This is a genomic window from Paraliobacillus quinghaiensis, assembly GCF_003426025.1.
Classification (GTDB): domain Bacteria; phylum Bacillota; class Bacilli; order Bacillales; family Amphibacillaceae; genus Paraliobacillus_A; species Paraliobacillus_A quinghaiensis.
This window is the reverse complement of record NZ_QJSH01000001.1, coordinates 249043-270343: the sequence shown is the minus strand read 5'-3', so window position 1 is coordinate 270343 and position 21301 is coordinate 249043. Positions and strand designations below refer to the sequence as shown.

Sequence of the window (21301 nt, the reverse complement as noted above, 5' to 3'; positions counted from 1 at the left end):
TTTGAAGATTTATCTGGTTCATAGCCGCAGTTTAATTTTATTTTTTTATTATTATTAAAGATCTTCAAGAATTAAATCGAATACATAATGTACCGACCGGTATAATTCCATATACCTTTTCCTTTTGACATCAATGTAGTAACTATGCATTAAAATTAGGTCAAGGTTTTCCTTTGTAGATACCACCTGCTGCGGATGTACATTAACCTCCCTGTTTTTTACATATGATGAAGCAAGTACTTCCCACTCTTCAATTAATTGAAAGACTGGTGTTGTCTTTTCTTTTACATATTCAAAAAATACTTTATCCCTTTTATTTTCTGGTTTTTCTTGTTGTAAATAGTTCGCTTTTAAACCTTCTAATTCTGACCTTAATTGAATAGTGAGTTGCTTTAAATCCATTTGTAAAATCCCTCCCTTGTTACTGTATCATGATCTTTGTGTAAATGGGAGTAGTTTGAACCAATTCTTGTTCCGCTTTTGTTTAGGTATTATCGTAGTCACCGTATGATTATCATTTAGTTGACGTAATTGCTCAAGATCTTTTCTAACTTGATTGATTTCTTTTTGCATATTTTCAATTTCTTTCCTGTGTTCCAATGCCATCGTTAATACGACATCATCTGCTTTAGTTGAAATACGTTGATCCATTAAACGAAATTTTTCCATAAGCTCCATATATGCATGATTGTAAGTGTTTTTTGCTACACCACTAGGTTGTTTTAAACTATTAGCATTCATTTAATAACCTCTCCTCTATTTTCCTTTTGTATGCTTGATTCGATACAAGTCGTTATATACCTGCGCACCTGACAAAACTAGAAAAAAACATACATAAATAGTGAAAAAGATCGTATTTTTTTAGGTCTGTGCTTCAAACTATAAGAAAGGAGGGATATTAAAATGGCTAAAAAAGAACGCGCAACTATTCAGAAGAAAGAAGTAAAAAAAGAAAATCGCAAATCAAATCCTGTTGATAAAAAATTGGATGGACCAAACCGTCCTTCTACTTAACCTTCATTACAAATCAATATAAATTACAAAAAACAGCTGTTGTAAACTTACAACAGCTGTTTTTTGTAAATTTAACAAGAAACAATTATAATATAAAAGAAAGAATACTATATATTTGGTATGATACTGTCAAGCAGGAGGAAACAATTTATGAATTACCCTAACGGAAAGAAACCTTCTTCTCTTTCTAATCGTACTAGTAATAAAAGTAAGACAACCTTTAGTAATCGAGGTATGTCATTAGAAGAAGATATTAATGATACGAATGCTTATTATCGTACCACTAATCAAGCTATTATTCATAAAAAACCAACACCAGTACAGATTGTTAAAGTGGATTATCCAAGAAGAAGTGCTGCAGTAATCAAAGAGGGATATTTTAAACAAGCATCCACCACTGATTACAATGGTGTTTATCGTGGAAAATATATTGATTTTGAAGCAAAAGAAACAAAAAACAAAACATCCTTTCCACTTAGTAATATTCATGATCACCAAATTAAACACATGGAATCTGTTGTTAATCATGGTGGAATATGTTTTATATTAATAAGGTTTGCAGTTTATGATCAGACTTTTTTTCTCCCAGCAATGAAACTTTTAACTTTATGGAACAGTCAGTTTAAGGGTGGAAGAAAATCTATTCCTTATCAGAAAATTAAAGAAGCAGGTTCACTCATCCCATTCAAGTTTCCGAAAAGGGTCGATTATTTAACTATTATTGATGAGCTCTATTTTTAGAACGGAGGAAAAAACATGGCAAATGAAAGCCAATCTAGATCAGCTAGAAGAAAACAACAAAAACAGTCAAAAAAGAAAACAAAAACGTTGATGAAAAAAATAGTATTAGTAATTGGTATTATATTTTTAGTATTAGGTATTGGTGTAGGTGGAACGTTCGCCTATTATGTTTCTACTGCACCTGATTTAGATAGTTCCTTACTGTCAGATCCAGTCTCAACAAAGGTTTATGATATGAATGAAGAGGTATATGCGGATCTGGGTACAGAGAAGAGAACAAAGATTAGTTACAATGAAATACCTGATGTTCTAGAAGACGCAGTCCTTGCTACAGAGGATGTACGGTTTAAAGAGCATATCGGTATTGATTTCAGACGTATCGGAGCTGCAGTATTGGCTAACGTAACTGATGGCTTTGGTGCTGAGGGTGCTAGTACGATTACACAACAAGTGGTAAAGGATTCATTTCTTTCTACAGATAAAACGATTAAACGTAAAGTTCAAGAACAATGGCTAGCAATTCAGTTAGATCGAGAGTACTCGAAAGAACAAATTTTAGAAATGTACCTCAATAAAATTTATTATGGTTCAGGTGCTTACGGTGTTGCTAAAGCTGCCAATACGTATTTTGGTAAAACTGATTTGGACGAACTAACACTTCCGGAAGCGGCTTTATTAGCTGGTTTACCACAGCGTCCTTCGGCATATGACCCTACAGTCAATCCAGAATTGGCTCAGGAGCGTATGAACACTGTTTTAAGTTTAATGGTACGTCATGATAAAATTTCTCAGGCAGAAGCTGATGAAGCGAGAAAAGTTGATGTAACCTCGATGCTCAATATTTCTGAAACACAACAAACGCAATATCAAGCATTTATTCAGAAGGTTGCAGAAGAAGTCGAAGCAAAAACAGGCGCTAATATCTATACGGATGGTTTAGAAGTGTATACAACACTTGATCCAAAAGCACAGGAAGAAGTTGAATTCGTTTTATCTAATTCAGAGGAAAACCCAATACAATTTCCTGATGATGATTTACAATCTGGTATTGCAGTAGTGGATACAACATCGGGTGCTATTCGTGCAATTGGTGGTGGTAGAAATCGTGATAACAACAATGGTTGGAATTATGCATTTCAAGGAGAAGGTAGACAGGCTGGCTCAGCTATTAAACCAGTTCTTGATTATGGACCTGCGATTGAATACTTAAATTGGTCTACCTATCATCAAATCAATGATGACGCACCATACGAAATTGCAGGAACAGATAAAGAGATCCGAAATTGGAATAGACAATACCAAGGTTGGATGAGTATCCGATATGCACTCCAATGGTCATTAAATGTTCCTGCAGTTAAAACACTAGATGAAGTTGGCATAAATCAAGCACAGGAATTTGCTGAAGGTCTTGGAATTGAATTAGATAATGGCATGACCATTGGGGATGCAATCGGCGGAGCTGGAAATGGTGTTACCCCTCTACAAATGGCAGGGGCTTACAGCGCATTTGGAAATGAAGGGATCTATAATGAGCCATATGCAGTAACTAAAGTTATCTATGATGATGGCAGTTTAGATGATCTAAAGTCAGAACCCGTTGCAGCAATGTCTAATGCAACAGCATATATGATAACAGATATGTTAAAAACAGTTGTTCGTAGTGGTACTGGAACAAAAGCAAATGTTTCTGGGCTACCAATGGCAGGTAAAACAGGTACTACCAACAACAATATAGATGTTTGGTTTGCTGGTTATACAACAAATTACTCTCTTGCAGTTTGGTCCGGATATCCTGAAAACAATACAACTCCTGTTTCTAACACCAAAATTTCTCAACAATTATTCAATCGAATAATGACAACTTTATCAGAAGGTGTTGAGACATCAGATTTCACAATGCCTAGTTCTGTTGAAAGAGTCAGTGTTGAAAAAGGTACCAATCCTGCAAAACTGCCGAGTGAGTATACGCCTGAATCTGAAATTGTAACAGAATTGTTTAAGTCAGGTCATGTACCTAAGGAGACTTCTGAAAGATACGAACAGCTAGATCCTGTAACTGAACTAAGTGCAAGTTATAATGCAGAAGATAATATTATAGATGTCACTTGGGATTACGAAAGTGATGCAGATGTTACATTCGAAGTAAATATAGGTACAAATAGTACAACAACTGAAAACACAGAGTTAGAAATAAGTAATGTTGAAAGAGGCACAACTTATACAATCGAAGTTACCGCTATTAGTATAGATAATGAAGATAATATAAGTGAAGCTCAATCAGTAGAAATCGAAATACCAGAAGAAGAAACTGAACCACTTGTTCCAGTATCAGCTTTACGTGCAACATATATCGAAGAAAACAATAGCATTAATGTATCATGGGATTATACAAATACTGATGATGTCTCATTTGAAGTTAATACAGGCGTTAATAGTATAACAACCAATAATACTGAAGTAATATTAAGTAATGTAGAACGAGGTAGAACATATACCATTGAAGTTGTCGCATTAAGTGATAATGAAGAAAGTTTCAGTGATGCTAAAATTGTACAAGTTGAAGTACCACAACAAGAGTCTCAACAACCTGATGACGAGAACGAAAATGATGAGGATGTAATAGATGATATTATTCCTGATACTCCAGAAGATGAATCAGAAGAATAATTGTTACAAAAAAAGCCAGCAGCTGCTGGCTTTTTATTTTTTCTCAAGGATTTCTGCTCTCGCATATATTTTTTCCACTTCTTTATATAATTCATTCAATTGTATAAAACAATGATATTGATGCGGGTATTCTATAACATATTGGATACGTTCTTTAATATTAAGCGGTTTATACTTGAATGTTTGAATATTATCAAGAAAATCCTCCCCTTCAAGCCATTCTTTTTTGTTCAATATAAATAACGTATGAATAAATTGTTTCGTGTATTTTTCCATCGGCACGCGAGCTTCTTGATAGGCTTTTTGATGAAATAATTCAGCAATTATAGCTGATTGTTTTTTCCAGTCTTCTATTAACATTTTTCCATCCGTTTGCATGTTTTCACATTCCCTTTATTTCATTCTTTTCTTTCCCTCTCGGCAGATAGATAGTAACGAGCAACTCTCACAGTTTGGGTTTCTTGCTTTACAGTGATAGCGCCCAAAGAAAATCATCCTATGATGTGTATCACTCCATTCATCTTCAGGTATCTTCTTCATTAATGTATTTTCCACTTCAACAGTAGAATCTTTCCATCTGCAAATAGCTAAACGTTTTGAAACACGCTCAACATGTGTATCTACGGCAATAGCAGGTTGACCAAATGCAACAGAAGCAACAACATTTGCTGTTTTTCTGCCAACACCAGCCAACTTTTCTAACTCTTCTTTAGATTCAGGAACTTTTCCATCATAATTTTCTAGTAACGAGTGACAGAGTTTTTGAATATTCTTAGCCTTATTTCGATATAACCCAATGGAGCGAATATCTTGTTGTAGCTCCTCAAGGGAGACTTTCAAGAAATCTTCAGGAGTTTGGTATTTTTGAAATAATTCTTTTGTTACTTTATTTACTAATGCATCGGTACATTGAGCTGATAAAAGTACTGCAATTACAAGTTCAAAAGGATTTTTATGCACCAGTTCGCATTCTGCATTAGGAAACATCTGTTTCATTACATCTAAACAAAAGCGAATTTCTTTTCTATTTAGCATAAAACCCCACCCCTTCCCTACTTATTCCTCTTCTAACCAATTGTAATACAAGGATACATCACGTTTAGGCTGATCTTGTTTTACTTCTTGATTTGATTGGTGATTATGAAAAGACTTACTATGTGTTCGTGCTTGTTCCACTGAGCGAATCCCCTTCTTTTTCCACTCACGTAAAATTCGATCAATATATTTAAAGTTTAGCTTACTCATTAGTACAGCTTCACGTAAGGCTGCTTTAATAAGCGCAGGTTTTTGTTCTTCTTCATCGATCCATATATTAATTGTTTCTATTTCAAACGGTGACAATGGTCGTCCAAATTCTTGTTCAAATAAAATAAAAATATTCATTGCTTGTTCGCTATCAGGATTCTCTTGTTTAGGTTTTTGTGGCTTATAAAGCAAGTTCCATAACGGTTCAAGTGAATAGTGTTCATCAACCATTGCTTGTTCTGCTTGATCTTGCTCGATTGATAACATATTTTTTTGCATTAATCGTCGCAGAATCATTGCACATTCCTGCTGATCAAAAGATACATAAGATGCAATCTCGTCAGGAGTTGGAAGGTATATTCCAATAAGACTGAAGCGGTGGAGTTGTAATATAACGACTACTTCTTTTTCTGTTAAGTCATGTGTATGGTATTCAGTTAGCAGCTTAGTAGGAATCGTTAATTGATCCTTTAAAAAAGCTTGATACGGATGATTTTCTGTCATTAATTTCACCTCAACAATTTCTTTCTCAGATAGCCAAGAAAGACTGGCTTATTTGTAAGAACTTATCTTTTTTACTTATAAATATTGACAAAACCCCTGACAATTTCCTTCGTCAAGGGGTTTTGTACTATACATATCAATTAAATCATGGATATAAACGATTAAGCAGACGCGGGAATGGAATTGTCTCTCTTACATGCTCTACTCCGGATAGCCATGCCACAGTTCTTTCTAATCCTAAGCCAAAGCCAGAATGTGGTACACTTCCATATTGACGTAATTCTAAATACCATTTATAAGCGTCGCTAGTTAATTGGTGCTCCTCGTAACGTTTTTTCATTAATTCTAAATCATCGATTCGTTGTGAACCACCGATCACCTCTCCATACCCTTCTGGAGCAATTAAATCCGCACACAAAACAACTTCAGGACGGTCAGGGTCAGGTTTCATGTAAAATGCCTTAATATCAGCAGGGTAATGTGTGATGAATACAGGTTGATCAAAACTTTCTGCAATTGCAGTTTCATGTGGTGAACCAAAATCTTCACCCCACTCAATATCATCAAAGCCTTTTTCCTTCAGCAAATCAATCGCCTTATCATATGTAATGCGTGGAAATGGCGCTTTGATTTTTTCAAGTTTTGTTACATCTCGTTCTAATGTTTTTAATTCTAATTGACAATTAGTTAATACGGATTGGGCAAGGTAACTTACATAATTTTCTTGAACTTGTAAACTTTCTTCATGGTCCATAAAAGCCATTTCAGGTTCTATCATCCAAAACTCAATTAAATGCCTTCTAGTTTTTGACTTTTCTGCACGAAATGTTGGTCCAAATGAGAAAACTTTTCCAAAAGCCATCGCCGCGGCTTCCATGTATAATTGACCACTTTGAGAGAGGTAAGCTTCTTCTTCAAAGTATTGCGTATGAAACAATTCTGTTGTGCCTTCTGCAGCAGAACCAGTTAATATTGGTGGGTCAACTTTGATATATCCATTTTCACTGAAAAACTGATAAGTCGCACGGATAATTTCGTTTCGAATTTTTATAATAGCATGTTGTTTTTTAGAGCGTAACCAAAGATGACGATTATCCATTAAAAATTCTGTTCCGTGTTCTTTTGGTGTGATAGGAAAGTCTACAGCTTGATGAATTACTTCAATTTCTTTTACTTGTAATTCATAACCAAATGGTGAACGTGTATCTTCCACTACCGTACCTGTTACAAATAAAGATGTTTCCTGTGTGATACTCTTAGCTAAGTTAAATGTTTCCTCAGCCACTTCTGCTTTAACAACTACACCTTGGATAAAACCTGTTCCATCTCTTAATTGTAGAAATGCAATTTTACCACTAGAGCGTTTATTTGCCAGCCATGCTCCAATAGTAACCTCTTGTCCTAAATGTTTTGCTACTTGATCAATCGTTGTTTTCATAATTAATTCCTCCAAAACTAGCGCTTATAATTGATGCTTCATTACAAATCTTTTTATTCGATTAATTGCTTCTTCTAACTGATCCAATGAAATAACATAAGAAAGCCGTACATTATCAGGTGCTCCAAAACCTGAACCAGGTACTAATGCTACTTTTTCTTCCTCTAAGAGAGCTTCTACCCAATCATTGACTGAATTAAAACCGTTCATCTTAACTGCTTCTTTAACGTTTGGAAATAAGTAAAAAGCCCCTTTAGGTTTTACACAGGTGACACCTGGTATTTCACAAAGCCATTCATAGGTTTTCGTTAGTCTATCTTGAAATGCATCACGCATCTTCTCAACTTGCTCATCTCCCTTAGAATAAGCTGCTAAAGCAGCGTATTGCGCAATGGATGTTGGATTTGATGTTGAGTGTGATGCCAAATTTGTCATTGCTTTAATAATTGTTTCACTTCCAATGGCATATCCAATACGCCATCCAGTCATTGAATGAGATTTTGAGACACCATTTATAATGATTGTTTGTTCCTTTAACTGGTTAGAAATTTCAGCTATGGAAACATGAGGATCATCTGTGTAAATTAATTTTTCGTAAATTTCATCTGATATAATCAAGATATTATGTTTTAAGCAAACTTCACCTAGTGCTTTTAGCTCCTCTTTGGAATACATTATTCCAGTTGGGTTACTTGGTGAATTGATAATAACAGCTTTTGTTTTAGCTGATATAGTATTTTCTAATTGAGCAGGTGTTAATTTAAATTGATTCTTTTCTTCTGCTTCAACAAAAATAGGGTTACCCTGTGCAAGCTTAATTTGTTCAGGATAACTTACCCAATATGGAGTAGGTACAATAACTTCATCAGCTGGGTTTAATAACACTTGGAATAATGTATAAAGTGCGTGTTTTGCTCCTGTTGTTACAATCACTTGGTTACGGTTATAGGCTAGTCCTTGATCCTGCTTCATTTTATTAATTATTGCATCTTTTAAATCTACAATACCTCCTGCAGGTGTGTACTTTGTTAAACCTTCTTGCATAGCACTTGTAGCAGCATCTAAAATATAAGATGGTGTATTAAAGTCAGGTTCACCAGCTCCTAATCCAATAACATTATGACCAGCATCTTTTAATGCTTTTGCTTTAGCTGTTATTGCTAATGTTGAGGATGGTGTTAATGTTTTTACTCTGTTTGATAATTCCATCTGATCACCTTTCTTTAGTAGCTTTAAACGAGCTTTATTTATAATTATACGAAGAGAATGATACGCGACTATCTATAGTACCATCTTTTAATCGAAAGTACGTATAAGTTAGACGATCGTTCTCGTCAATATAGGTTAATTCTAATAAAGGTATATTACCTCTAATTCCATATTGTGATTCTAATAACTCACATGATTGGCATGTATTAAGCCATTGCTTCTCTAATGATTCTAAAGACATATATTGATCGGTTTGAAATATTTGTACTTCATCTTCATTGGATTTATTTACATAAGCAAGTAGTTCTTCTCCATCAACATTTTGACCGTTTATTACGTGATAATAAGACTCACCATGATATCTAGTAATTGCATTAACTTTAGTTATTTCTGTTTCATTTAAAATTTGTTGTTCAGAAGTAGCAAAGGTCTCTGTTCTATTTTTTTCAATTGTTTGATATATGTAAATCGAATAACCAATACCACTAAACACAAGTAAAATAACGCCAATTAAAACCCATTTTAACCAATTAGGTACGGTAAATTGTAAAGACTGCTGTTTCATTGTCATCCTCATCCAATGCTAATCCAAACATTAAATCATCTTCTTTCAGGGTTCGATTTAAACTGTCAACTATTTTGTATAAATCGTTTGTATGTTGAATTTTCACGGTAGAAAGTGTTTGTATTTTATCCTTCATTCAATTACTCCTAATTTTAGTATTTTGTAGATGTGTTATTTGCATAAATTTGTAACACATAGTTTTCTTATACTCATTGTATACTAAGTATAAGTTGAAAAGAAATATGTCTATATTATAACAGGTTTTGTGACAAAATTTGAGGACAATTTTCAACTAAATTTTTTCTAACCCATTTTTAGCTGTGTATAGTATATTATACACAGCTTTTTTAATATTTACGATATAGTTAAATCAGAGCTAAGTGACGTAGAAAGACCAAGTCTGAATATTTACAAAAAGAACCCTTATGAAATAACTTCATAATCATTTAGTGTTAAACGAATAATTGTTGTGCCTACTTGCTCTAATTGATAAACATCAATCCAAGATTCCTTCAACCTCTCCAATAATGCTTTATTAGGTTTTCCACTTTTTTGATGAAATACTATGCTAATATGAGGATCCATTGTCTCCAACAATGTAGTGCTAGGAGATTGGCCTTGTCCGTAATCAGCAATTTTTATGATTTCTGCTTTTACACGTTTATCTTCAATTAATTGATCATGTTCTAATTCGCTAATACTCATATATAGAATCTTATTTTTTCCATATTCAATCGTAAAGGACATCTCTCCTAATGCGTTTGTTTGTAATACGTGAATTTTTAATTCTTTAGTAAGTTGTGTGTGATCATCAGTATACCATGTGGTTTGACTTATGTTTCTATCTACATGTTCGATGAAATTTCTTTTAGCATCTCCAACATAAATATTCTTCACGTGATATTGGTCGAGTACTTGTTTAATGTTACCGCAATAATCACTTGTTTGTTTAGTTAAGATTAAGCCATCTAATTGGTGAACATTTAGCTGATTTAATTGTTTCCAAAGATCTGATCTACTTTTTTTAGACCCCGTGTTAATTAAAAAGTTTTCCTCTTTAGGTGTTTGTATTAGTGTCGCTTCGCCATCTGGCAAATTTAAAAAAGAAATGTACAATTCATTTTCATTAAGTTTTGGTAAAGCAGCCTCTGAATTACCGATCTCAGGAAAATGCAGGAGTATAACTAAAATAATACACCCATGAATAAACACATGTACAAATCGTTGCATGTTATCGCCTACTTTAAATTAGAGTAAGTTTAGGATACGTCAATTAGCTCTATATCATAACCAATCTTCAGCGATTTCCATTAATTCTTTTGTTGAATTGTAATGTATTGGTATGTTCGGTATTGAATCAATAAAGTAATTTCCATATTTGGCTTTCATTAAACGATCATCACATATAAACACAATCCCTCTATCTGTACTTGATCGAATTAACCGACCAAAACCTTGTTTAAAACGAATGACTGCATTTGGTAGTGCCAACGTCATAAATGGATTCTTACCTGTTTTCTTTAAATAGTTTGCTTTCGCATCATAAACAGGATGATTTGGTGGCTCAAATGGTAAACGAACGATGACTACACAAGAAAGATCACTACCTGGTATATCAATTCCTTCCCAAAAAGAACTTGTTCCCAATAATATTGCTTGGTCAAATGTCTGAAAGTTCTTCTTCAACCTGGCTCGACTCCCGCTTGAAACACCTTGCGCAATTAATATATATGATTCTTCCATCATATCACGTAACAAAGCATACGCTTTTTTCAGCATGTCATACGATGTAAATAACACAAGCATTCTTCCATCTGTAATTTGGGCAAGAGAAACAATCGCTTCACATGTAGCTTCAATAAATGATTCCATTTTTCCATATTTGGCATGCGGGAAATCATTTGGAACCATTAGTTGAACTTGATCTTGGTATGTATAAGGTGAAATAATTTTTTTCTCAATTGCTTCTCCTTCCTTTATACCAATTCTTTCCTTGAATATAGAGAAAGATTCTTTAATTGTTAGTGTTGCACTTGTCATAATCACACTATCTTTGTGAATTAAGAATTTATGATGTAATAGTTGTGCAATATCAATCGGTTCTTGAAATAAATATACCGCATTTCGAGCGCCGAACGCATCTATTTCAATCCACTTGACTTCATCCTCAGCTAAATTTTTAATGAAGTAATTTTCCAATCCATCTAAAACACGTTGAAGGCGCTCCATGTTCCATTTAACTTCTTCCCAATAATCAGAAGCTAGTCGCTTTTGATCAATTATTTTTAAAATGCGAGATAAGATATGTATTAAATCACGTAATTGAAATGAAATACGATTAACCATTTCAATTATTACTTCCCAACCTTGGTCAAGACCTTCACTTTGAATACGATATTGAAAACGTCCAATATCATTAATTGCAATATGTGTTGACTGTTTTTTTTCTACATAATGAAAAATATAACGAAATAATCCATCCGTCTCCTCTTTTGCTTCTTGCCACCATTTATCCCATTCATATTCATCACAAATTATAGAAATATCTGGATCATATTCTGCCAATTTTTTGATCCAACTATTGTTTTCTAAACACCCAATTGACTGAAGAAGTTTTTGAATAGAAAGGTAATCTAAACTTAAACCAAAATGCTTTGAAGCTGTTGTTTCCAGATGGTGCGCTTCATCAATAATTATTTTTTTAAAAGAAGGTAGTAGTGGTGTTTCACTTGTCATATTTGCACATAATAAAGCATGATTTGTAATAACAAGATCTGCTCTTTGGGCATTTGCTTTTGCTCTATAGTAAAATGATCGTGTAAACCATGGGGAATTAGGATCTAGTCCTCCCTCTGCTTCAGTAGAAATTAAACGAAAAAATCTTTCCCCGCTAGATGGTAACTGTATTTCGTCAATATCACCAGAGGATGTTTCTGTTAACCATATTAAAATAATTGCTTTTGTTAAAATAATATCATAATTGTCGAAGTCTAAAGAACGTAGTGTTTGCTCGAACTTTGCTAAACTTAAGTAATGTTGCTTACCTTTCATAATTGCAGTTTGAAAGGTAAAAGGTAAAATTTTCTTTAATAATGGTATCTCTTTTTCAACTAATTGTGATTGAAGTTGTGTTAAATGGGTACTGACTACTACACGTTCATCATAATTAATCGCCTGAAATAGAGCTGTAACTAAATATGCTAAGGACTTTCCTGTTCCAGTTTCAGCTTCAATGATTGCATGGCGTTTAGACTGAAAGGCATCAAAGATATGTTCTGACATCTCTCTTTGTCCACTTCTAAGTTCAAAAGCAGGCATTACGTACGCCAATTCACCTTCATTCTGATAAAAGTTGTCCATAATCTCTCCAAATGAAACTGCTTTATTACTTAGTGCCTTAGGTTTAAGGTGTTGCTTTTTTAACGCGATTCCTCGAAATATTTCTAAGTCATCACGATGATTAGTTGAAAAGGCTAATGAATCAGCTCTGTTTTGTAATATAACACCTAAATCACTTTTCAATTTAGGTTCTAACTGCTCTAATTGTTTAATTGTTTCATATGGTAAAGAATCAATTATTTTCAATAAATGACTCATTAGATAAGTCGTTACATAAGCATCTGATAAAGCACGATGTGGGTCATCATGTTGTAATTTTAACCAACTGGCTAACTGTCCTAATTTAAAACCAGGTGCTTGAGGTAACATAATTCTAGAAAGTTCTACCGTGTCAATAACTGGCTGCATTATTACAGGTAAACCTACCCTTTTAAATTCTTCGTTCAAAAATCCCATATCAAATGGGACATTATGTGCAACAAAATATGCGTTATCAAACAAACCTCTTATTTCGGCTGCAATTTCATCAAAAGTAGGTTGATCAGAGACTGCCTCATCTGTAATTCCTGTTAAATTTGTGATAAAACGTGGAATGTTTATTTCAGGGTTTACTAATGTCGCATATTTTTCTATAATCTTTCCTTCTGACCACACAACAATACCAACCTCTATTATACGATCTCCTTTTGCTGGAGTATGTCCTGTTGTCTCTAAATCAATAACTGCATATTTGTTCATTTCCTATAACCTCAAATCTAAACATTAAAAAAATTTCGAATTGTAACGATATAATGAAAACTCTTATCAAACAAAACGTTGATAAGAGTTTACTAATTAAAGTGAAGTTAGAGGTGGTTCTTGATCAATTACCTCAACTACTTCATTTTCATCATTCATAAGTGCAACTTTAGGTTTAAATGTAGTTAATTCATCATCAGAAAGTAGTGCATAGGATACAACAATAATAATGTCGTTTTTTTGTACAAGTCTTGCTGCGGCACCATTTAAACACATCACTCTGCTTCCTCTTTCTCCAGGAATGACGTAAGTTTCTAATCGTGCTCCATTATTGTTATTAACAATTTGTACTTTTTCGTGTGGTAATATACCAACACTATCTATTATATCTTGATCAATCGTAATACTTCCGACATAATCTAAGTTTGCTTCCGTTACGCGAGCACGATGAATTTTTGCTTTCATCATTGTTCGGTACATCGTTATTCCCCCTAGGTTAATACACTGGATCAACTTCCATCATTTTATATAATAAGATTATCGATCAGTCGTGCCTGATCGAATTGTACAGCAACTGCAACAATAATCTGTTGGTCTATTACAGTTAATGGTTGTAATGATGGAAAACGTAATATCTCTATATAGTCTATTTTACCAGTTGTATGTGTTATTATATAGTTTTTTACTTCATTAACTATAATAGCAGGATTTTTTTCACCGTCAAATATTTTTTGTTGAGCGATTTGTAGCCCCTTGAATAAATGCACTGCTTCGCTTCGTTCTTTTGGACTTAAATAAACATTTCGACTACTTTTAGCAAGTCCATCTTCTTCCCTAACTGTTTCAACCATATGTAATTGAATTGGAAAATTCAACTCTTTTATTAATTGATCAACCACTGCGACCTGTTGTGCATCTTTTTTGCCGAAAAATACATGATCTGGAGAAGTGATATGAAATAACTTTAATAATACTGTAGCAACACCATCAAAGTGTCCAGGACGTGATTTACCACATAGAACATCAACACGATCTAATATCTCAATTTGAATACTTTGTTTAGTTGGATACATTTCATCTACCGTAGGCATAAATAATACATCTACACCATTTTCTGTTGCTATATCAATATCTCGTTGCTCGTCTCTTGGGTATTTTTCAAAGTCTTCGTTTGGTCCAAACTGTAGTGGATTTACAAATATACTAGTGATGAGTACGTCATTTATCTCTCTGGACTTTTTCATTAGTGCTACATGACCTTCGTGTAAGTAACCCATGGTAGGAACGAATCCAATCGTTTTTCCAGTCCTCCTCATGTCAATTGAAAAAGATTGCATTTCTTGGATTGTTTTGATGATACGCATGCCTATTCCTCCACGTCAGCCGACAAATTAGTGTCTGGATCAATTGTGTAACTATGCTTTTCTTCTGGAAAACTAGCGTCTTTAACTTCTTCAACATATTTTTTTATCGCAGAAGTTATTCTTTCATTACTATTATCGTATGTTTTTACGAATTTAGCTAAGCGATCAACACCATATTGTATCAAGTCATGATAAACTAGCACTTGACCATCACATGCTACACCTGCTCCAATACCTATTGTTGGTATATTCAGTTGATCAGTAACCACATTAGCTAACTCTTTTGGGACACATTCTAATACGATTGCAATTGCCCCACTTTTTTCGATCGCTTTTGCATCTTCAATTATCTTCGTTGCACCAGCTTGGTCTTTACCTTGAACACGATAGCCGCCAAGAACGTTTACTGACTGTGGTGTTAAGCCGATATGGGCAACAACTGGAATTCCAGCATTTGTTAAGTGTGTGATTAGATTTCTTATTTCAGGTGATGAACCTTCCACTTTCAATGCTTGTGCTCCTGTTTCTTGATAAATTCGTTTTGCATTTCGTAAAGCATCTTCTAGGGATATGTGATAGGACATAAATGGCATATCAACAACAACAAATGTATCTTGTGCCCCTCGTGTTACAGCTTTACCGTGATGAATCATGTCTTCAATTGTTACTTGGATTGTCGATGAATAGCCTAATACAACCATTCCAAGTGAATCTCCAACTAGAATCATATCTACATTTGCTTGTTCCGATAATTTTGCTGAAGGGTAATCATATGCAGTGATCATCGTTATTTTTTCATTCTCTTGCTTCATTTTTATAAAAGTCTTGTTATTTTTCATAATTATATTATCTCTCCCACTACCAATTAATTTCTGCAGAGTATATAGGTTCAATTTGTTTCATTTTAGTTTCAATTAATAGTGCACCATCAGATTGGATACCTTTAATAATACCTTGTTTCTTTTGGTTAGCATTTGTATAAGTTACTTCTTGATTAATAAGATAACCATATCTTTCCCACTTGTTTTTTACACTTGAAAAACCATTGATGAAATAATCTTGATACGCTTGTTCTAATCTCTGTAATAAAGATTGGATTAATTCAATCTTTGAAAAGGTTTTACCAGCTTCAATTTTAAAAGAAGATGCCAGTTGTTGAATTTCTGATTCAAACATGTCTTGTTGATGGTTAACATTTAAACCTATACCAACTACCATATAATTTATCTGATCCTGCTCACCCTGCATTTCGGTTAATATCCCTGCAACTTTTTTATGATTGATAAGGACATCATTTGGCCATTTTAATGATGGAGTTAGTTCTAATTCTTCTTCTATTAATTCAGCTATAGCAATTGCTACTAGTAATGTAAACTGAGGCGCTTGATTAGGTACTACTTTTGGTCGGAGTACAATACTCAACCAAATGCCTGCATCATTATTAGAGTACCACTTTCGGTTCATTCGACCTCGTCCTGTTTCTTGCTTATCAGCAATCACTACTGTACCATGTGAACAGCCCTCTTGTGCTAATTGGTTTGCTTTTGTTTGGGTTGACGGCAAAGTTGTATAATGCACAATATCTTTACCTAACCACTCCGTCTTTAATCCCCAATGCACCGTATTTTCACTTATTTTAGTTGGTTGAGTTATAATTCGATAACCTTTGTTTGGAACTGCTTCAATAGCATAGCCGTCTTTTTCGAGGTTTTTCATCTGTTTCCAAACAGCTGTTCGAGAAATGTTTAGTTGATCAGATATGAGTTGACCCGATATAAAATCTGTTTCATGAGTTGATAATAGATCAATTAACTTTTCTCTGGTGGATGACACGATAAAATCCACTCCTTTATATCCTGAAAATGATTCTGTAACTCGCCTGTTACAATTGCTTTTTCAATTTGGTTTAAATAGCTTTGAATCCAGGGCCCTTTGTTCCGATTTTGATAGAGATTTATGATATCTTTACCTGTAAAAGCAACGTCGCTTATTGAAGTGATTTTTAACTTTGAAGCAACGTCCTTAATTGTCATTAAGGTAATATCATTTTCTTGATGTAATACATCAATTAATCGAATAAAAGATACATATAAAGATTCCGGTAATTGATAAATAAGCCAATTATTTAATCCATTTTGTTCGTATTGACTGAGCAACTGTACTAATTTATTAGCAGCATTGTATGTGTTATTCGATAGCTTCCATAATCGTATCATTTGTCGTAAGTCTAGCTCTGGTTGTTTTATTTTTAGTAAAGCGAATACTTCATATAGTAATGCTAATGGTTGATTTAATGCCTCCACATGTGTTGTTAATTTAGGTTGCTCTTTAAATACTGGCAATTGTCCCCATAGATTTACATCTCTATAAAAAGGTATCGCTGATGTTACATAAGCCCCAGCAATTGTTTTTTCAAATTCAACAGCTAAGCGTTCTACAGCGAGCTCATTCACAAAATTCACTTGTTTCTTTATTGATTCAAGTGTATGCTGCTCAATAGAAAAACCGAGTTGACTTACAAAGCGCAAAGCACGTAACATCCGTAAAGGATCCTCATAGAATCGATCACTTGCAAGCCCTACTGTACGAATTAATTGTCGCTTAATATCCTGCTCTCCATGAAATGGGTCATGTATATCCCCATGTTTATTCATCGCCATAGCATTAATGGTGAAATCACGCCTGCTAAGGTCATCATCGATTTTACTTACAAAAAAAACTTCATCAGGATGTCTGAAATCAGAATAGTTTCCATCTTTCCGAAAGGTTGTTACTTCATAGGACTGTTTATTGTGTCTGACAATAACAGTACCATGTTCAATTCCAACTGGAATAACTTTTGAAAAGATTGCTTGTACTTCAGTTGGTGTTGCTGAAGTGGCGATATCAATATCTTTAACAGAATTACCTAAGAGATGATCACGAACAGAGCCCCCAACAAAGTAAGCCTGATAACCATGTTGTTCTAAGTTCTCTAAAATTGGTATAGCTTTATGAAATAAGGGATCAAGCACCATCTTTATCCTTCACCTTTTCCGAGAGTACGATCATAAATAGACTCATACTCTGCTACAATTTTTTCAGCTGAAAATGCCTGTCTGACATGTGTTACAGCTGCATCAGAAAATTGTTCCCACTTTCCCTCATTGAGCAACAAATTAGTCATTTTCTCAACGATACTTGCAATATCACCTAGTTCAACTATATAACCATTTTCTCCATCTTTAATAACTTCAGGGATACCTCCAACATTGGTACCAATACAAGGAACACCACAAGCCATCGCCTCTATTAAGACAAGCCCAAAACTTTCTTTTTCAGATAATAATAGCTTGATATCAGCAATTGACAATATATCAGCGATATTGTTTTGTTTTCCTAAGAAAAGCACATAGTCCTCTATACCTAATGATTCTACTAGTTGATGAATTTCAGAATATTCAGGGCCATCCCCAATTAATAACAATTTGGATGGTACGTTTTTTCTGGTTTCATAAAATGCATAAATAATATCTTGTATTCGTTTTACTTTTCGAAAGTTAGAAATATGTATAATGACCTTTTCATTTGGCTTTATTTGATATTGTGCTCGAAGATCTGCAGTATCCCGATAAAAATATTCAGATTCATCGACGAAATTATAGACAACATCAATATTTTTATCTACCGCTAGCATTTCTTGCGTTTGTTTTACCAAACTATGAGATACAGCAGTAACGGCATCTGAATTTTCTATACCATGTGTGATCATTTTCTTTAAACTCTTATCGATACCCAAAACTGTGATGTCAGTACCGTGCAATGTGGTAACAATTTTGACATCACGTTTTGCCATTTGTTTAGCTAATATAGCACATATAGCATGTGGCATTGCATAGTGAACATGCAGAATATCTAGTTGTTCAGTATCAATGACTTCTGCCATTTTATTTGCTAATGCTAAATCATATGGCGGGTATTGAAAAACTGGGTAGTGATTTACTTCCACTTCATGAAAATAGATATTAGCGTAAATGTTATCTAAGCGAAAGGGGACGCTTGAAGTAATGAAATGTATCTCATGTCCCTTTTTTGCTAAAAATTTGCCTAATTCAGTTGCTACCACCCCAGAACCACCTACTGATGGATAGCAAGTAATTCCGATTTTCTTCATACTACACATCCTTAATTATCTTCATTTTTTAGTAGATTTCGCCAATCAAAAAATCCGGCCTCTAGAGCGCGAATCATAACCTCTGCACCAGCTAAATTTGTCACTAACGGAATTTGGTGTACGTCACATAAGCGCATTAATGCACTAATATCTGGTTCATGTGGTTGAGATGTTAGTGGATCCCTAAAAAATATGACCATATCCATTTCATTTGTCGCAATTTTTGCTCCAATTTGCTGGTCACCACCTAGTGGTCCAGATAGAAATCTTGTAATAGGCAAACCTGTGGCTTCATTAATTTTTTTACCAGTTGTACCAGTAGCAAATAGCTCATGTTTCTTAAGTATGGGTGCGTAAGATATACTGAATTGAATAATTGCTTCCTTCTTTTTATCATGTGCTACTAATGCAATTTTCATCTACTAACAACTCCCTATTCCATTTTTTTATTTTCCTTCTTTCAAAAACAATACAACTTCCTTGCCATGCATACGGACTTGATATAAAAAGCGCAATAGATAGTAACGTTAGTTACTATTAACTAACCCGCTCCTCAAATGAAATTGGCTCCCTTTCCGCAGGCACGTCTTCAGCTAACTCGGAAGTAAAAAACACTTCCGAGTAGATCTTCAGACTGTGCTGTTCCTGCTGGAGTGTCACCAATTTCATTTAATCCGCTAGATAGTGTGAAAATAAATAATAGTTTATTACAAGGCAAGACACGTCACTACGTTTTTATGTCTTAAATCTTTATACAATGTAATACGCAAACTAGCGGAGGAAGCAAAGGCTTGACACTCCTACGGGAACAGCGCGAGCCGAAAATCCATTTTTAGAAGTGCACTTTCTTCTAAAAATTAGTTGAGGCCGTGGGGCTGCGATTACTCGCCCCATCATAAAGCCCTGCCCGTGGAAAGGGAAAGCCTTTGGTGACGTAGCGAATTAGTAAGCTTACGTCGCATTCTATGTTAAATTAGTCATAGCAACTATTTTCAAAAAAGTATTCACTTATGAAGATGAATAAATTAACTTAGAAATTCTAGGTTTATTTTACTCTCGTTTTGAGCATGGAATAATACTCTATTCTAATAAGTTTTCTAATCCGTAAACGAGTATGTCTAATTTCATAACATGGTCAATTGATAATTTAATGCCAGACATAAACGATTCACGATGGAAGGAATCATGTTTAATAGTTAGATTTTCACCAGGTCCACCAAAAATAACTTCTTGATGTGCGACTAAGCCTGGTAATCTAACGCTATGGATATGCATACCATCAACATCAGCACCTCTAGCTCCAGGGATCGTCTCTTTTTCATCTGGATGACCTTGCTGTTTTGATTGGCGTTCTTCTTTAATTAACTCTGCTGTTTTGACAGCTGTTCCAGAAGGAGCATCTAATTTTTGATCATGATGTTTTTCTATAATTTCAACGTCTGGAAAGTATTTTGCAGCCCATTTGGAAAACTCCATCATTAGTACTGCTCCAATTGCAAAGTTAGGTGCAATGACTGCTCCAACGCCTCTTTCTTCCGCAAGATCTGTTAACTCTTCCAGTTGTTCACTAGTAAAACCAGTTGTGCCTACAACGGGACGTACACCGTATTCGATAGCAGTTTTGGTATGTAAGTAACCAACCTCTGGTGTTGTTAGATCAATTAATACATCAGCTTGTACATCTTGTAAGCACTGATTAATATCTGTATATATCGTAGCATCAAAGTCTGGTAATCCAGAAATGTCTTTTACTTTTTGACCTGCATTGTCCATATCTAATCCAGCGACTAATTCAAGATCATCATGTTTCTCAATCATTCGAAGTGCTTCACTTCCCATTCTTCCACGAAAACCTGCAACTACTACTTTTACTTTATTCATTATCTTCACTCTCCAAATCTTTTTTTGTCCATCTATCTTTGTCTCTAACTTCAATTTTTGTCATTGCTTTATCAAATGCGTTTCCAACATCGATGTCTAATGAATTAGCAAATGACAGTGTTACGAACAGTAAATCACCAAGTTCATCTTCAATCGTATTTGCATCTTCTGTAGATTTCTTTGGTTTTTCACCGTATTCATGATTAACTTCTCTTGCTAATTCGCCAACTTCTTCTGTAAAACGCGCTAACATACTTAATGGGCTAAAATAACCTTCTTTAAATTGTGATATATATGTATCGACTCGTTGCTGCATTGCTTTTGTGTTGTGTTTGGTTTCGTTTGACATCAACTAAACTCCTTCTTTTAAGTATAACAGTTTTATGTCGATTCTCCTTCCCTAATGTTAGCGAAAACAGACCCATTTGACAAATTTTTTAGTT

Annotated in this window: 23 protein-coding genes; 3 read left to right on the top strand and 20 right to left on the bottom strand. The window is 34.3% G+C overall.

Going from position 1 to position 21301, the window contains the following annotated elements:
* Positions 1-54: 54 nt before the first annotated feature.
* Complete coding sequence (locus D2K40_RS01385) at positions 55-402, bottom strand: DUF1798 family protein (protein WP_117152204.1); 348 nt, start codon at positions 400-402, stop codon at positions 55-57.
* 27 nt (positions 403-429) lie between these two features.
* Positions 430-741 (bottom strand): hypothetical protein, encoded by a 312-nt coding sequence (locus D2K40_RS01380; protein WP_117152202.1) that lies wholly within the window; start codon positions 739-741, stop codon positions 430-432.
* Between the two features lie 162 nt (positions 742-903).
* Here D2K40_RS01380 and D2K40_RS16525 point away from each other — a divergent pair, with 162 nt between their 5' ends.
* The 3 genes from D2K40_RS16525 to D2K40_RS01370 all read left to right on the top strand — a co-directional run bounded on the left by D2K40_RS16525 (position 904) and on the right by D2K40_RS01370 (position 4422).
* Positions 904-1014, top strand: coding sequence for a spore protein (locus D2K40_RS16525; protein ID WP_188618774.1), 111 nt, complete (start codon positions 904-906; stop codon positions 1012-1014).
* 150 nt (positions 1015-1164) lie between these two features.
* Entirely contained in the window at positions 1165-1755 is a 591-nt protein-coding gene (gene recU / locus D2K40_RS01375) for a Holliday junction resolvase RecU (RefSeq protein ID WP_117152200.1), read from the top strand.
* Positions 1756-1770: 15 nt separating this feature from the next.
* Positions 1771-4422 (top strand): transglycosylase domain-containing protein, encoded by a 2652-nt coding sequence (locus D2K40_RS01370; protein WP_117152198.1) that lies wholly within the window; start codon positions 1771-1773, stop codon positions 4420-4422.
* Positions 4423-4455: 33 nt separating this feature from the next.
* Here the strand turns inward: D2K40_RS01370 and D2K40_RS01365 are convergent, their stop codons facing one another.
* The 18 genes from D2K40_RS01365 to D2K40_RS01280 form a co-directional block, all read right to left on the bottom strand.
* Positions 4456-4800: a YpoC family protein gene (locus D2K40_RS01365; RefSeq protein WP_117152196.1), complete on the bottom strand. Its 345-nt coding sequence runs from the start codon at positions 4798-4800 to the stop codon at positions 4456-4458.
* 15 nt (positions 4801-4815) lie between these two features.
* Positions 4816-5457 (bottom strand): endonuclease III, encoded by a 642-nt coding sequence (nth, locus tag D2K40_RS01360; protein WP_117152194.1) that lies wholly within the window; start codon positions 5455-5457, stop codon positions 4816-4818.
* Positions 5458-5478: 21 nt separating this feature from the next.
* Entirely contained in the window at positions 5479-6171 is a 693-nt protein-coding gene (locus D2K40_RS01355) for a DnaD domain-containing protein (RefSeq protein WP_117152192.1), read from the bottom strand.
* A gap of 145 nt (positions 6172-6316) precedes the next feature.
* Entirely contained in the window at positions 6317-7609 is a 1293-nt protein-coding gene (gene asnS, locus D2K40_RS01350) for an asparagine--tRNA ligase (RefSeq protein WP_117152190.1), read from the bottom strand.
* Between the two features lie 24 nt (positions 7610-7633).
* The gene (locus D2K40_RS01345) at positions 7634-8818 is read right to left on the bottom strand and encodes a pyridoxal phosphate-dependent aminotransferase (RefSeq protein WP_117152188.1); all 1185 of its coding nucleotides are present in this window, start codon (positions 8816-8818) and stop codon (positions 7634-7636) included.
* Between the two features lie 34 nt (positions 8819-8852).
* Entirely contained in the window at positions 8853-9383 is a 531-nt protein-coding gene (locus tag D2K40_RS01340) for a cell wall elongation regulator TseB-like domain-containing protein (protein WP_117152185.1), read from the bottom strand.
* Positions 9349-9519 carry a YpmA family protein gene (locus D2K40_RS01335; RefSeq protein WP_117152183.1) on the bottom strand — a complete coding sequence of 57 codons (171 nt, stop codon included), beginning with the start codon at positions 9517-9519 and terminating at the stop codon, positions 9349-9351. Before D2K40_RS01335 ends, D2K40_RS01340 begins: the two co-directional genes overlap by 35 nt.
* Positions 9520-9806: 287 nt before the next feature.
* A complete protein-coding gene (locus D2K40_RS01330; protein ID WP_117152181.1) occupies positions 9807-10613 on the bottom strand; it encodes a ComEC/Rec2 family competence protein in 807 nt (268 codons plus the stop codon).
* A 54-nt stretch (positions 10614-10667) separates the two neighbouring features.
* Positions 10668-13460 (bottom strand): ATP-dependent DNA helicase DinG, encoded by a 2793-nt coding sequence (dinG, locus tag D2K40_RS01325; RefSeq protein WP_117152179.1) that lies wholly within the window; start codon positions 13458-13460, stop codon positions 10668-10670.
* A gap of 96 nt (positions 13461-13556) precedes the next feature.
* Positions 13557-13940: an aspartate 1-decarboxylase gene (panD, locus tag D2K40_RS01320; RefSeq protein WP_117152177.1), complete on the bottom strand. Its 384-nt coding sequence runs from the start codon at positions 13938-13940 to the stop codon at positions 13557-13559.
* A 44-nt stretch (positions 13941-13984) separates the two neighbouring features.
* Positions 13985-14824 carry a pantoate--beta-alanine ligase gene (panC, locus tag D2K40_RS01315; protein WP_117152175.1) on the bottom strand — a complete coding sequence of 280 codons (840 nt, stop codon included), beginning with the start codon at positions 14822-14824 and terminating at the stop codon, positions 13985-13987.
* Between the two features lie 2 nt (positions 14825-14826).
* Positions 14827-15663, bottom strand: a complete 837-nt coding sequence (gene panB / locus D2K40_RS01310; protein ID WP_117152173.1) for a 3-methyl-2-oxobutanoate hydroxymethyltransferase — start codon at positions 15661-15663, stop codon at positions 14827-14829.
* A 19-nt stretch (positions 15664-15682) separates the two neighbouring features.
* Entirely contained in the window at positions 15683-16657 is a 975-nt protein-coding gene (locus D2K40_RS01305; protein ID WP_117152171.1) for a biotin--[acetyl-CoA-carboxylase] ligase, read from the bottom strand.
* The gene (locus D2K40_RS01300; protein WP_117152169.1) at positions 16633-17841 is read right to left on the bottom strand and encodes a CCA tRNA nucleotidyltransferase; all 1209 of its coding nucleotides are present in this window, start codon (positions 17839-17841) and stop codon (positions 16633-16635) included. The genes D2K40_RS01305 and D2K40_RS01300 overlap by 25 nt, the downstream gene beginning before the upstream one ends.
* A 2-nt stretch (positions 17842-17843) precedes the next feature.
* The gene (gene bshA / locus D2K40_RS01295; protein WP_117152167.1) at positions 17844-18977 is read right to left on the bottom strand and encodes an N-acetyl-alpha-D-glucosaminyl L-malate synthase BshA; all 1134 of its coding nucleotides are present in this window, start codon (positions 18975-18977) and stop codon (positions 17844-17846) included.
* A gap of 11 nt (positions 18978-18988) precedes the next feature.
* Positions 18989-19396 (bottom strand): methylglyoxal synthase, encoded by a 408-nt coding sequence (gene mgsA / locus D2K40_RS01290; RefSeq protein ID WP_117152164.1) that lies wholly within the window; start codon positions 19394-19396, stop codon positions 18989-18991.
* Between the two features lie 661 nt (positions 19397-20057).
* Positions 20058-20858 carry a 4-hydroxy-tetrahydrodipicolinate reductase gene (dapB, locus tag D2K40_RS01285; RefSeq protein ID WP_117152162.1) on the bottom strand — a complete coding sequence of 267 codons (801 nt, stop codon included), beginning with the start codon at positions 20856-20858 and terminating at the stop codon, positions 20058-20060.
* A complete protein-coding gene (locus D2K40_RS01280) occupies positions 20851-21207 on the bottom strand; it encodes a nucleotide pyrophosphohydrolase (RefSeq protein WP_117152160.1) in 357 nt (118 codons plus the stop codon). Before D2K40_RS01280 ends, dapB begins: the two co-directional genes overlap by 8 nt.
* Positions 21208-21301: the final 94 nt, after the last annotated feature.